The organism is Streptomyces racemochromogenes (assembly GCF_044129415.1).
Lineage (GTDB): Bacteria > Actinomycetota > Actinomycetes > Streptomycetales > Streptomycetaceae > Streptomyces > Streptomyces racemochromogenes_A.
In genome coordinates this window covers 1-12,935 of sequence record NZ_JBBDHD010000001.1, presented here as the reverse complement: position 1 = coordinate 12,935, position 12,935 = coordinate 1, and the positions used below count along the sequence as shown (strand labels likewise).

Here is a 12,935-nt window from a genome sequence, read left to right as displayed (position 1 = left end):
GCCGTCCTCTCAAACCGTGCGCTCAGCACCTGCGGCCATGGCCTCGAACATGCGCTGGAAGCCCCTGAACAGCGGGCCGTGCGGGGTGTGCATCACCTTGTAGGTGGCGGACTCATGGCCTTCCCAGCCTGCGTCGAAGGCACCGACGAACAGGGTGGAGTCAGCGCGGATCAACCGCCATGTCGGCAGCATGCCGTACCTGTACACCTCGATGTCGCAGATCCCGGCAAGCTCACGCAGCCTGGCCTCGGCCAGCCGCACACCACCGGCGAGCGATTCCGCCGACTCACCGATTTCGGCAGCACGCAACGCAAGAGCCGGCGCCTCCGGGTTCAGCAACAGCACTCGCACCCGCAAGCCGCCGTTCTGCCGGACGAGGTGCGGACGCAACATCGAGTCGTTCAAACCGACGAGGCCGAGGCCGCGCACAGCGAGAACGTCCAACTCCTTCGCAGTTCGGACCTGTTGTTGAATCTCCTCTTTGGCCGATGCCTGCGCCGAGTAGACCCGAACCACCTCCGGGAAGGCCGCGAGATCGAACGCGGCTCCGCCGGAACGCCGCTCACGGCCGGCTGCCAACCCCAGGAGATGCCGTGCGTCGTCCGGCATGTTCAGTCCATCGGCGATCCGTTCGTACACATCGAGACGGGACACCTCGCGGCGACGGTTGATGATCTCGTTCACCCGCGCCTGCGTCATCCCGACTGCGGCCGCGATGCGGGCCTGACTGGCTCCGCTGTACTGCTGCACGTACCTGAACACGGCTGCCACGTCCCGTCCGCGAAGGGCCTGACGGACATCTGCCCGCTCCCATGCCCAAGTCGGCAATGAAACCGGGACGAGTGGTGTGGCCATGATCGGTTACTCCCGTCATCTGCACCCCCGAGACGGAAAGACATCTCACGCTGAGATTACCGCTGGGATATCGAGTGCGTACGCAGTGTCATCAGATCCTCCTTCCATGCCACCCGCCCGAAGGGCTCAACGGCATAACTCGACGATCCGGAGGACTCGACACATGCCTGTCGGCACTGACGCCTCACCTGCTGACTCCTGGCCGCATTCGGAGCAAAGGCCTGAACTCAGCCCACAACTCCTCGCGCGCGCCCGATCCGGTTGGGAGCGCTTCCTCGACACCTTCGAGGTCACGACCGATGAGTGAGCAGTACGAATACGTCCCCCACCGCCTCCTGCATCGCCGTGTTCGCGACATCGCCTCCGGGGCCGAGGGTGTGCTGATGGCCGTCGTCAACGAGAACGTCTCGGACTCCGCCGACTACGAACGTTGGATGGAACTCGCCTATATCCGGGGCGGATCCGGCCGAGAGTTCACCACCGCTGTCGACAACGTCGTCCCCGCCCACGACCAGCCCCAGACGGCCGTCGGACGCCGAAACCTGGGCAGCGCGTAGCGATCTGATGCGCCGGGCGGCGCCCGACGGGGGCCAGTCCGTCCTCGCGTGCGGGTATCAGCCCTCGACGGCCGTCGGGCGCTAAAACCTGGGCAGCGCGTAGCGATCTGTGGCGTCCACCGGTCCGGGATGGGGTTCCTGGTCGTCGGTTCTTGCGGGTAGCGGCCACAGACGGCCGTCAGACGCTGAGAAACGAGGAGCACGTAGCGATCTGATGCGTGGGGTGGCGCCGATTGCGGCTGAAGGGGGGGGGGGGGGGGGGGATGGCTGGTCTGCCGGCCCCCGACCACCTTGCCCGGTCGCTGAGTCGGCCGCGTGTCCATGAACATCCGTCCCGTTCCTTTGGGGGTTTCCCGGCAGTCTTCGTTTTTCCGGGGCGGGACGGTCTGTCAAGGGTGGCCGGAGGCCATCGCGCAGCGACGCGACGAAGGAGCGCCCTTGACAGGCCGGCCCGACACGGAAGGACGATGAGACGGACGGGAAAGCCCCAACCCCTCCCTGAAACCGGTCAAGGGGGGCGGGCGGTTCACCCCAGCGGGAGCTCCACGTACGACGGCGTCGGCTCCGGGGAGGTGAAGGAGAGGGTGGCGCGGGGGAGGTTGGCGTCCGCGTAGAAGGGGTCGCGGGTCGTCAGGGCCAGCATCGGGCGGTGGTCCGGCGGGAGGTCGTACGCGATGGGGTGGAGGTCGACGTCCGCGCTGATCAGGCTGTCCGGCGGGGCGTCCAGGTCGCTGAACGGGGCGTGGGTGATCAGGCGGGCCGAGCCGTCCGGGGCGAGGTCCAGGAGGTACGCGACGACGGTGGAGCCGGAGTTCGCCGCGCGGTAGGTGACGCGCAGGCGCGGCGTGCCGCGCAGGCGGGTGGTCTCCGCCGCCGGGGCGGCGGTCCAGACGGCCGTCGCGGTGCGGTCCATGGCGTCCGCGGCCGGGTAGCGCTTCGGCAGGCCCTCCAGCTCGGCGTACCCGGAGCGGGCGACCGCGTCGGCGACGGCGACCGGTGTCTCGACCCCGCACAGCACGACCGCCGCCCAGCCCGGGTCGGGTGCGTCGGCCAGTTCGCCGGTGCCGGTGAGGTGCAGGCGCCGGACGCGGTGGGTGGGGAGGGGCCAGACGGGGGACGGTTCGAGGGCCCGGGTCCACATCACCTCGGAGAGGACCTCCCCCTCCGCGTCGATGCCGTTGTCGACTCCGGCGAGGTGGTGGTCGAACCAGCGCAGGGCGTCCGCCCAGATCCGGTTCGGCAGTCCGGGCAGGCCGGTCATCTCGGGACCGCAGTGGTCACCGATGGAGAGGTCGATGCGCTTGGGGCCGGTCAGCTCCTGGAACATCCGCAGCACCTGGCCGGCCGGGAAGAGGGTCTCGTGCCAGGCCTGCGCGCAGAAGACCGCGACCCGTCGCCGTCCCAACTCCTTGACGTGCGTGAACGGTGAGCGCTGCTCCGCCCACGCCAGGGCCTCCCCGAGGGCGTGGCCGGCGAGGACGTCCTCCAGGGCGCGCTCCGTCGGCCGGCTCAGCCGGGCCCGCGGGGAGGCGGTGAGGAGGGTGTGGACGGCGGCGGTGCGGCGGGTGTGGTTCTCGCGCAGCACCTCCCCGAGGTCGCCCCAGCCGCTGAGCGCGGCCACCGCGTCCACGCGGGCGTCGTGCGCGGCGACGAGCTGGGCGATGCCGGCGCCGTAGGAGACGCCGAGGACGCCGATCCGGGTGACGGGTCCGGCGGTGCGCTCCAGGAGGTGGTCGAGGGCGTGCCGGCCGTCGGTGACGTCGAGCGGCCCGGCGCAGTCGGCGTGGCCCCCGGAGGCGGCGAACCCGCGCGGGCTGTAGGCGAGGACGTCGTAGCCGCGGATCGCGAACCGGGAGGCCTGGACGGCGTACGCGGGCCAGCCCAGGTCGCTCCACGGCGCGGGCATCACGACCACCGGCCGCGGCGCGGGCCCGGTGTGCCGCCAGAGCGCGGCGTCGAGGAGGGTGCCGTCGGCGCCGGTCACCTTGCCCCGGCTGAAGACGGTGGCGGCGCGTACGGCCGCGGCCTCGGCGGCGCGTGCGGGCGGCAGGCCGGCGGGCTCACCGGTCTCCAGGGCGGCGGCGAAGGCGTTGAGGGCGGTCGCGTCGAGTTCGGGGTACAGGGAGTGGGCAGCAGGGTGCACGTCGGATCATCCTCGTCGTCTCGTCATCTCGTCGGCTCCGCTTGGCGCGGCACGGACGTGTTCGGATGCGGGGGGCGGCGGCGCTGCTTCTGCTCCGGCGGTACGGCGGCGCACTCAGTATCGGCGCGGTGCGCCGGGTGCGCCCGGGGGCCGGGGGCCGTACGGCCGGATCCGGCCGCGGGGCGGGGGCGGTGGCGGGCCCCGCGGCCTCGGGGAAGTAGGGCGGCGGGGTCAAGTTCCCGCTGTCGCGCCTCGGTTGGCTGGTGGCGGGATTCCGGCGGGATCGGATGAAAATCATGCAAGCGTGCTTGATTGTTTCTCGGGTGGCTGCCAGGCTTCCCCTCACGCCGAGAGGGGAGCACGCCCGTGCCCGAGCCGTCCGTCGTCGCCGTCTTCGCCGATCTCCGCGAGGAGGGCCGTGAACTCGACTTCCTCGTAGCGGAGTTGGGCGCGTCCCAGTGGGCGCGGCCGACGCCCGCCGAGGGGTGGAGCGTCGCCCATCAGATCGCGCACCTGCACTGGACCGACCGGGCCGCGCTCCTCGCCCTCACCGACGCCGAAGGGTTCGCGCGGGAGGTGGAGGCGGCCCTCAAGGCGCCGGAGACCTTCGTCGACGCGGGCGCGGAGGAGGGGGCCCGGCTGGCGCCGGCCGAGCTGCTGGCCCGGTGGCGGGCCGGGCGGGAGGCACTGGACCGGGCCCTGGCCGCCGCCCCCTCCGACGCCCGGTTCCCCTGGTACGGGCCGCCGATGAAGGCCGCCTCGATGGCCAGTGCCCGGCTGATGGAGACCTGGGCCCACGGCCAGGACGTCGCCGACGCGCTCGGCGTGCGCCGGGCCCCGACCGCCCGGCTGCGGCACGTCGCGCGGATCGGGGTCCGGGCGCGCGACTACGCGTACGCCGTCCGCGGACTGGCGGTGCCGGAAGAGGAGTTCCGGGTGGAGCTGACCGCGCCGGACGGGGCGGGGCTCTGGGCGTACGGGCCCGAGGACGCCGGGCAGCGGGTCACGGGGCCGGCGTCGGACTTCTGCCTGCTGGTCACCCAGCGCGCCCACCGCGCCGACCTCGCGCTCACCGCCACCGGCCCCGACGCCGACCGCTGGCTGGACATCGCCCAGGCCTTCGCCGGTCCGGCGGGTCCGGGCCGTGCACCCCGGGGGACGCGGTGACGGCCCGGCGCGCCCTGCGCATCGGCAACGCCTCGGGCTTCTACGGCGACCGGCTGGGCGCGGTGCGCGAGATGCTGACCGGCGGCCCGCTCGACGTCCTCACCGGCGACTACCTCGCCGAGCTGACCATGCTGATCCTCGGCCGCGACCGGCTGAAGAACCCGGACCTCGGGTACGCCAGGACCTTCCTGCGGCAACTGGAGGAGGGGCTCGGGCTCGCGCACGAACGCGGTGTGCGGATCGTCACGAACGCCGGCGGGCTGAACCCGGCCGGGCTGGCGGACGCGGTGCGCGCGCTGGCCGGCAAGGTGGGCGTTCCCGTACGCGTCGCGCACGTCGAGGGCGACGACCTGATGCCGTACGGGGACGCGGTGACCGGCGAGGGGGCGCTGACCGCCAACGCCTACCTCGGCGGCGCCGGGATCACGGCCTGCCTGCGGGCGGGCGCGGACGTGGTGGTCACCGGCCGGGTCACCGACGCGGCGCTGGTCAGCGGGCCCGCCGCGTGGTGGTTCGACTGGGGGCCCGAGGAGTACGACCGGCTGGCGGGGGCGGTGGTCGCGGGGCACGTCCTGGAGTGCGGGACGCAGGCCACCGGCGGCAACTACGCGTTCTTCACGGCCCACGACGTGCGCCGGCCCGGCTTCCCGCTGGCGGAGGTCTTCGAGGACGGCTCGGCGGTCGTCACCAAGCACCCCGGCACGGGCGGGATCGTCTCCCCGGGCACGGTCACCGCGCAGCTCCTGTACGAGACCCAGGGCGCGCGGTACCTGGGCCCGGACGTCACGGCCCGGCTGGACACGGTCCGGCTCACCCCGGACGGGGAGGACCGGGTCCGGATCAGCGGGACCGTGGGGGAGCCGCCGCCGGACACCCTCAAGGTGGGGGTCACGCGGGTGGGGGGCTGGCGCAACGAGGTCGTCTTCGTCCTGACGGGGCTGGACGTCGAGGCGAAGGCGGCGCTGGTGCGCGAGCAGTTGGCGGACGCCCTGGCCGGGGTGGCGGGGGTGTCGTGGACGCTGGCCCGCACCGATCGCGCGGACGCGGACACGGAGGAGGAGGCCAGCGCCCTGCTGCGGCTGGTGGTCCGCGATCCGTCGGCGGAGCGGGTGGGGCGGGAGCTGACGTCGGCGGCCGTGGAGCTGGCCCTGTCCAGCTACCCGGGCTTCCACGTCACGGCCCCGCCGGGGGCGGCCCAGCCGTACGGGGTGTTCACGTCCGTCCTGGTCCCGGCGGCCTCGGTCCCGCACACGGCCGTACTCCCGGACGGGGTCAGGGTGGAGGTCCCGCCGGCCGGGGCCGGGGCCGGGCCGCGCGGCGGGGCCGGGGACCTGGGTCCCCCCACCCCGCCCCTTCCCGGAACCGAGGCTGCGCCCCGGACCCCGCCCACGGCCGTCGCCCCCGCCCCCAACACCCCCGGCCCCGGCAGCGAGACCCTGTCCGGGGGCTGCGGGGCCGGGTTTCCGACGGGTGGCTCCGGTCGGGGCGCGGCGGTGGCCGCGGGCTCCGGCGCCGGCCCCACCACCCGCGCCCCGCTCGGGCTGGTGGCCGGGGCGCGGTCCGGGGACAAGGGGGGCGACGCCAACATCGGGGTCTGGGTCGAGACCGACGCGGCGTGGGAGTGGCTCCGCGCCACCCTCACCGTCGAGCTCTTCCGGGAGCTGCTCCCCGAGACCGCGCCCCTGGCCGTCGCCCGCCACGAGCTGCCCCGCCTGCGGGCGCTGAACTTCACCGTCACCGGGATCCTCGGCGCCGGGGTCGCCTCCGGCCACCGCTTCGACCCCCAGGCCAAGGCCCTCGGCGAATGGCTCCGCGCCCGCCACGTGGACATCCCGACCCGCCTCCTGCCCTCCGCCCCCGACGGGGCGCCGTCCACCCCCGAGCCCACGCCGTCCGCCCCGGAGGGGATCCGTTCATGACCCGTCTCGGTACCGCCGTCGACCCCCGCGCCCCCGAGCACGCGCAGGCCCGTACCGCCGCCCTGGAGCGGCTCGCCGCGCTGGACGGCGAGCACGCCAAGGCCCTCGCCGGCGGCGGGGAGAAGTACACCGCCCGCCACCGGGGCCGCGGCAAGCTCCTGCCCCGCGAGCGGGTCGAGCTCCTGCTCGACCCCGACACCCCGTTCCTCGAACTGTCCCCGCTCGCCGCCTGGGGCAGCGATCACCCCGTCGGCGCCTCCATGGTCACCGGCATCGGCACCGTCGAGGGCGTCGAGTGCCTGATCACCGCGAACGACCCCACCGTGCGCGGCGGCGCCAGCAACCCCTGGACCCTGAAGAAGGCTCTGCGGGCCAACGAGATCGCCCTGCAGAACCGGCTCCCCTGCATCAGCCTCGTCGAGTCCGGCGGCGCCGACCTGCCCTCCCAGAAGGAGATCTTCATCCCCGGCGGGGCGATCTTCCGCGACCTCACCCGGCTCTCCGCCGCCGGCATCCCCACCGTCGCCGTCGTCTTCGGCAACTCCACGGCCGGCGGCGCGTACATCCCGGGGATGTCGGACCACACCGTCATGATCAAGGACCGTTCCAAGGTGTTCCTGGGCGGTCCGCCCCTCGTCAGGATGGCCACCGGCGAGGAGAGCGACGACGAGTCCCTCGGCGGCGCCGACATGCACGCCCGCGTCTCCGGCCTCGCCGACCACTACGCCCTCGACGAGTACGACGCCATCCGCCAGGCCCGCCGCATCGTCGCCCGGCTCAACCACCGCAAGCCGTACCCCGAACCGCCCCGCGCCGAGGAGCCGCTGTACGACGCGGAGGAGCTCCTCGGGATCGTCCCGCCTGACCTGAAGACCCCCTTCGACCCGCGCGAGGTCATCGCCCGCATCGTCGACGCCTCCGACTTCGACGAGTTCAAGCCCCTCTACGGCCCCAGCCTCGTCACCGGCTGGGCCGGCCTCCACGGCTACCCGGTCGGCATCCTCGCCAACGCCCAGGGCGTGCTGTTCAGCGCCGAGTCCCAGAAGGCCGCCCAGTTCATCCAGCTCGCCAACCAGCGCGACATCCCGCTCCTCTTCCTCCACAACACCACCGGCTACATGGTCGGCAAGGAGTACGAGCAGGGCGGCATCGTCAAACACGGCTCCATGATGATCAACGCGGTGTCCAACTCCCGCGTCCCGCACCTGTCCGTCCTCATCGGCGCGAGCTACGGCGCCGGCCACTACGGCATGTGCGGCCGCGCCTACGAACCACGGTTCCTCTTCGCCTGGCCCAGCGCCAAGTCCGCCGTCATGGGCCCGCAGCAGCTGGCGGGGGTGCTCTCGATCGTGGCCCGGCAGTCCGCCGCCGCCAAGGGACAGCCCTACGACGGGGAGGCCGACGCCGGGATGCGGGCCTTCGTGGAGGCGCAGATCGAGTCCGAGTCCCTGCCCATGTTCCTGTCCGGGCGGCTGTACGACGACGGCGTCATCGACCCGCGCGACACCCGCACCGTCCTCGGCCTGTGCCTGTCGGCCGTCCACAACGCCCCCGTCGAGGGCGCCCGTGGCGGCTTCGGCGTCTTCCGGATGTGAGCCCGCCCATGACGAACCCGATCACCTCCCTCCTCGTCGCCAACCGGGGCGAGATCGCCGTACGGATCTTCCGTACGGCCCGCGCCCTGGGCCTGGCCACGGTCGCCGTCCACTCCGACCCCGACGCCGACGCCCTGCACGTCCGCTCGGCCGACACCGCCGTCCGGCTGCCGGGGGCCGCTCCCGCGGACACCTACCTCCGCGCCGACCTGCTGGTCGAGGCGGCCCGTACGGCGGGCGCCGACGCCGTCCACCCCGGATACGGCTTCCTCTCCGAGAACGCGGACTTCGCCCGCCGGGTCGAGGCCGCCGGCCTGGCCTGGATCGGCCCGCCGCCCGCGGCCATCGAGGCCATGGCCTCCAAGACCCGGGCCAAGGACCTCATGCGGGCCGCCGGGGTGCCGCTGCTGGAACCCGTCGACCCTGCCACCGCCACCGCCGCCGACCTCCCCCTGCTGCTGAAGGCCGCCGCGGGCGGCGGCGGCCGCGGGATGCGCGTCGTACGAGACCTCGACTCCCTCAAGGAGAACCTGGACGCCGCCCGCGCCGAGGCCCTGTCCGCGTTCGGCGACGGCGAGGTCTTCGCCGAGCCGTACGTGGAGCGCGGCCGGCACGTCGAAGTACAGGTCCTCGCCGACGGCCACGGCACCGTCTGGGCCCTGGGCACCCGCGACTGCTCCCTCCAGCGCCGCCACCAGAAGGTCATCGAGGAGGCTCCGGCCCCCGCCCTCCCCGAGGACCTGCGCACCCGCCTCCACGAGGCCGCCGTCGCCGCCGCCCGGGCGGTCTCCTACCGGGGCGCGGGCACGGTCGAGTTCCTCGTCGGCGCCGACGGACGCCCGTACTTCCTGGAGATGAACACCCGCCTCCAGGTGGAACACCCCGTCACCGAAGCCGTCTTCGGCCTGGACCTCGTCGCCCTCCAGCTGCGCGTCGCCGAAGGCGAGCCCCTGCCGCCCGCCCCGCCCGAGCCCTCGGGCCACGCCGTCGAGGCCCGCCTCTACGCCGAGGACCCCGCCCTCGGCTGGCGCCCGCAGACAGGAGTCCTGCACACCCTCTCCCTCCCCGGCCACGTCCGCGTCGACACGGGCTTCACCGACGGGGACACCGTCTCCGTCCACTACGACCCCATGCTCGCGAAGGTCGTCGCGCACGCCCCCACCCGCACCGAAGCCGTCCGCGTCCTCGCCGACGCCCTCTCCCGGGCCCGGATCCACGGCCCGGCCACCAACCGCGAACTCCTTGTACGCTCCCTGCGCCACCCCGACTTCACCGCCGCCCGGCTCGACACCGGTTTCTACGACCGCCACCTCGAAGCCCTCACCGACGGGGGCCCCGACCCCGCCCTCGCCTGCCTGGCCGCCGCCCTCGCCGAGGCCGCCCCGGCCCCCGGCGCGCCGCTCGCCGCCCGCCTCGGCGGCTGGCGCAACCTCCGCTCCCAGCCGCAGACCCGCCGCTACACCGTCTCCGGCACCGAGCACGAGGTCCAGTACCAGCCCGTCGACCATCCCGGCGTACGCGTCCTGGCCGCCACCCCCACGCTCGTCACCCTCGAAGTCGACGGCGCACGACGCGTGTTCCACGTGAAACACAAATCGAACACCGTCTACGTGGACTCCACGCTCGGCTCCCACACCCTCACCCCCGTCCCCCGGTTCCCCGAACCCCAGGACCGCACCGAACCGGGCTCGCTGCTCGCCCCCATGCCCGGCACCGTCGTCCGCGTCGCCGAGGGCCTGGCCCCCGGCTCGGCCGTCACCGCCGGGCAGCCCCTGCTCTGGCTGGAGGCCATGAAGATGGAGCACCGCATCCTCGCCCCCGCCTCCGGCACGCTCACCGCGCTCCACGCCGCCACCGGCCGACAGGTCGAGTTCGGCGCCCTGCTCGCCGTAGTCCAGGAGGAAACGCCGTCATGAGCCCCACCGAAACCGAAGAGCACCAGGCCCTGCGCACCGCCGTCGCCGCCCTCGGCCGGCGCTACGGCCGCGACTACCTCGCCCGCCTCGCCCGCGAGGGCGGCCACCCCGACGAACTGTGGGCCGATGCCGCCAAGCTCGGCTACCTCGGGGTCAACCTGCCCGAGGAGTACGGGGGCGGGGGCGGCGGGATCGCCGAACTCTCCATCGTCCTGGAGGAACTGGGCGCCGCCGGCTGCCCGCTCCTGATGATGGTCGTCTCCCCGGCCATCTGCGGCACGGTCATCGCCCGCTTCGGCACCGAAGTCCAGAAGCGGGCCTGGCTCCCCGGGCTCGCGGACGGCAGCCGCACGATGGCCTTCGGGATCACCGAACCCGACGCCGGCTCCAACTCCCACCGCATCACCACCACCGCCCGGCGCGACGGCGACGACTGGCTCCTCACGGGCCGCAAGGTGTTCATCTCCGGCGTGGACATCGCCGACGCCACCCTGATCGTCGGCCGGACGGAGGACGCTCGCACCGGCCGGCTGAAGCCCTGCCTGTTCATCGTCCCCCGCGATATCCCGGGCTTCTCCCGCTCGGTGATCGACATGGAACTCCAGGCGGCGGAGAAGCAGTTCGAACTGGTCCTGGACGAGGTCCGCCTCCCCGCCGACGCGCTGGTCGGTGACGAGGACGCCGGTCTGCTCCAGCTCTTCGCGGGACTCAACCCCGAGCGCGTCATGACGGCGGCCTTCGCCATCGGGATGGGCCGCTATGCGCTGGGCCGGGCGGTGGACTACGCCCGCACCCGCCAGGTGTGGCAGGAGCCGATCGGCGCCCACCAGGCCGTCGCGCACCCGCTGGCGGCGGCGCACATCGAGCTCGAACTGGCCCGGCTGATGATGCAGAAGGCCGCGCGCCTGTATGACGCGGGCGACGACACGGGGGCCGGGGAGGCGGCGAACATGGCGAAGTACGCGGCGGGCGAGGCGTGTGTGCGGGCGGTGGACCAGGCGGTGCACACGCTGGGCGGGAACGGGCTCACCCGGGAGTACGGGCTGGCGTCCCTGATCACGGCGGCCCGGGTCGCCCGGATCGCTCCGGTCAGCCGCGAGATGATCCTCAACTTCGTCTCCCACCAGACCCTGGGCCTCCCGAAGTCCTACTGACCCGGCCGGGCCCCACCGGGTTCCGCACCCCGCCCCCGACCGGGTGAACGGCAGCCCGCGCCCGTCCCGGCCCGGCGGGCGGGCTGACCGGCGGGGCACGGGGCCCCACGGGGGTGCCGCGTACCCTCCCGGGAGGAAGGGCGCCCCGTCAACAGACCCCTCCGGAGGAGACATGGCCCCACTCGTGCACGCCGCCCAGGCCACCGGCATCACCACCCTCACCCTCGACTCGCCGGGCAACCGCAACGCGCTCTCCGCCCGCCTCGTCGCCGAGCTGCGCGGCGCGCTCGCCGAAGCCGGCCGGGACCCCGACACCCGCGCGGTGCTGCTGACCCACACCGGCAACACCTTCTGCGCCGGCGCCGACCTGAAGTCCCCCTGCGACCCCGCCGACTTCCTCGCCCTCCTGCGCGAGATCACCGCCCTCCCCAAGCCCGTCGTCGCCCGCGTCACGGGCCACGTCCGCGCCGGCGGCCTCGGTCTGCTCGGTGCCTGCGACATCGCCGCCGCCGGCCCGCAGTCGTCGTTCGCCTTCACCGAGACCCACCTCGGCCTGGCCCCCGCCGTGATCTCGATGACGCTGCTGCCCCGCCTCGACCCCCGCGCGGCCTCCCGCTACTTCCTGACCGCCGAACCCTTCGACGCGGCCGAGGCCACCCGCATCGGGCTGCTCACCCTCCACACCGACGGCGACCCCGACACCGCCCTCGCCCCCGTCCTCGACGGGCTGCGCAAGGCCTCCCCGCAGGCCCTCGCCGAGACCAAGGCGATGGTGGCCGCCGGGGTACGGGAGGCCCTGGACCGGGACGGCGGCCGCCTGACGGAGCTCTCCGCCCGGCTCTTCGCCTCCGCCGAGGCCCGCGAGGGCATCACCGCCCGCTTCGAGCGCCGGGACCCGTCATGGGTGCGCTGACCGCGTCCGAGAAGGGCACGACCCCCGTCCGCGGCCTCCCCAAGCAGGCCCGCAGCCGGGTCACCCGCCGCCACCTCCTGGAGGCGGCCGTGTCCTGCCTCGCCGAGCACGGCTGGGCGGGCTCCACCGTCGCCGTCGTCGCCGAACGCGCCGGGGTCTCGCGCGGCGCGGCCCAGCACCACTTCCCGACCCGGGAGGCGCTCTTCACGGCCGCCGTCGAGTACGTCGCCGAGGAGCGCTCCACTGCCCTGCGGGAGCTGTTCCAGGCCGCGCCGGCGCCCCGGCCGGCGGTCGTCGCGGCCCTCGTCGACCTCTACACCGGCGCCCTGTTCCGGGCCGCCCTCCAGCTGTGGGTCGCCGCCTCCAACGAGGAGCAGCTGCGCCCGCAGGTGACGGAGCTGGAGGCCAGGGTGGGCCGGGAGACGCACCGCATCGCCGTCGAGCTGCTCGGCGCGGACGAGTCGGTGCCGGGCGTACGGGAAACCGTGCAGGGCCTCCTGGACATGGCCCGGGGGCTGGGCCTGGCGAACGTCCTGACCGATGACACCGCCCGCCGGGACCGCGTCGTCGCCCAGTGGTCCGGGATCCTCGACGCCGCCCTGGGCTGAAGGAGCGGCGACGGCAAGGGCGCCGCACCCCCCGGGGGGGGGGGGGGGGGGGGCGGCATCCGGGGGGGGGGGGGCGGGGGCCGGCTGGTGGGGGCGGGCGCGGGGTGG

At 74.1% G+C, this 12,935-nt stretch carries 10 protein-coding genes; 8 read left to right on the top strand and 2 right to left on the bottom strand.

Annotated features, from left to right (window positions below; all coding sequences use genetic code 11):
- Positions 1-9 precede the first annotated feature (9 nt).
- Positions 10-855: a helix-turn-helix domain-containing protein gene (locus WDV06_RS00050; protein WP_395507478.1), complete on the bottom strand. Its 846-nt coding sequence runs from the start codon at positions 853-855 to the stop codon at positions 10-12.
- A gap of 299 nt (positions 856-1,154) precedes the next feature.
- On the opposite strand from WDV06_RS00050, the gene WDV06_RS00045 reads away from it, so the two are divergent.
- Positions 1,155-1,412, top strand: a complete 258-nt coding sequence (locus WDV06_RS00045; protein WP_395507477.1) for a hypothetical protein — start codon at positions 1,155-1,157, stop codon at positions 1,410-1,412.
- Between the two features lie 526 nt (positions 1,413-1,938).
- On the opposite strand, the gene WDV06_RS00040 is transcribed toward WDV06_RS00045, so the two are convergent.
- Positions 1,939-3,555 carry an alpha/beta fold hydrolase gene (locus WDV06_RS00040; protein WP_395507476.1) on the bottom strand — a complete coding sequence of 539 codons (1,617 nt, stop codon included), beginning with the start codon at positions 3,553-3,555 and terminating at the stop codon, positions 1,939-1,941.
- 366 nt (positions 3,556-3,921) lie between these two features.
- Here WDV06_RS00040 and WDV06_RS00035 point away from each other — a divergent pair, with 366 nt between their 5' ends.
- The 7 genes from WDV06_RS00035 (at position 3,922) to WDV06_RS00005 (ending at position 12,827) form a co-directional block, all read left to right on the top strand.
- On the top strand, positions 3,922-4,722 hold the full coding sequence (locus WDV06_RS00035; protein WP_395507475.1) for a TIGR03084 family metal-binding protein: 801 nt from the start codon (positions 3,922-3,924) through the stop codon (positions 4,720-4,722).
- A 71-nt stretch (positions 4,723-4,793) separates the two neighbouring features.
- The gene (locus WDV06_RS00030; protein ID WP_395507614.1) at positions 4,794-6,641 is read left to right on the top strand and encodes an acyclic terpene utilization AtuA family protein; all 1,848 of its coding nucleotides are present in this window, start codon (positions 4,794-4,796) and stop codon (positions 6,639-6,641) included.
- Positions 6,638-8,236, top strand: coding sequence for an acyl-CoA carboxylase subunit beta (locus tag WDV06_RS00025; protein ID WP_395507474.1), 1,599 nt, complete (start codon positions 6,638-6,640; stop codon positions 8,234-8,236). The genes WDV06_RS00030 and WDV06_RS00025 overlap by 4 nt, the downstream gene beginning before the upstream one ends.
- Before the next feature lie 8 nt (positions 8,237-8,244).
- Positions 8,245-10,152: an acetyl/propionyl/methylcrotonyl-CoA carboxylase subunit alpha gene (locus WDV06_RS00020; protein WP_395507473.1), complete on the top strand. Its 1,908-nt coding sequence runs from the start codon at positions 8,245-8,247 to the stop codon at positions 10,150-10,152.
- The gene (locus tag WDV06_RS00015) at positions 10,149-11,306 is read left to right on the top strand and encodes an acyl-CoA dehydrogenase family protein (protein ID WP_395507472.1); all 1,158 of its coding nucleotides are present in this window, start codon (positions 10,149-10,151) and stop codon (positions 11,304-11,306) included. The genes WDV06_RS00020 and WDV06_RS00015 overlap by 4 nt, the downstream gene beginning before the upstream one ends.
- A gap of 172 nt (positions 11,307-11,478) precedes the next feature.
- Entirely contained in the window at positions 11,479-12,219 is a 741-nt protein-coding gene (locus tag WDV06_RS00010; RefSeq protein WP_395507471.1) for an enoyl-CoA hydratase family protein, read from the top strand.
- Positions 12,207-12,827, top strand: coding sequence for a TetR/AcrR family transcriptional regulator (locus tag WDV06_RS00005; RefSeq protein ID WP_395507470.1), 621 nt, complete (start codon positions 12,207-12,209; stop codon positions 12,825-12,827). The genes WDV06_RS00010 and WDV06_RS00005 overlap by 13 nt, the downstream gene beginning before the upstream one ends.
- The last annotated feature ends 108 nt before the right edge of the window (positions 12,828-12,935 follow it).

What these genes read in the sequence shown, in the direction of transcription:
- WDV06_RS00050 (WP_395507478.1), bottom strand. Translation starts at nt 855, where the DNA reads ATGGCCACACCACTCGTCCCGGTTTCATTGCCGACTTGGGCATGGGAG.
- WDV06_RS00045 (WP_395507477.1), top strand. Translation starts at nt 1,155, where the DNA reads ATGAGTGAGCAGTACGAATACGTCCCCCACCGCCTCCTGCATCGCCGT.
- WDV06_RS00030 (WP_395507614.1), top strand. Translation starts at nt 4,794, where the DNA reads ATGCTGACCGGCGGCCCGCTCGACGTCCTCACCGGCGACTACCTCGCC.
- WDV06_RS00025 (WP_395507474.1), top strand. Translation starts at nt 6,638, where the DNA reads ATGACCCGTCTCGGTACCGCCGTCGACCCCCGCGCCCCCGAGCACGCG.
- WDV06_RS00020 (WP_395507473.1), top strand. Translation starts at nt 8,245, where the DNA reads ATGACGAACCCGATCACCTCCCTCCTCGTCGCCAACCGGGGCGAGATC.
- WDV06_RS00015 (WP_395507472.1), top strand. Translation starts at nt 10,149, where the DNA reads ATGAGCCCCACCGAAACCGAAGAGCACCAGGCCCTGCGCACCGCCGTC.
- WDV06_RS00010 (WP_395507471.1), top strand. Translation starts at nt 11,479, where the DNA reads ATGGCCCCACTCGTGCACGCCGCCCAGGCCACCGGCATCACCACCCTC.
- WDV06_RS00005 (WP_395507470.1), top strand. Translation starts at nt 12,207, where the DNA reads ATGGGTGCGCTGACCGCGTCCGAGAAGGGCACGACCCCCGTCCGCGGC.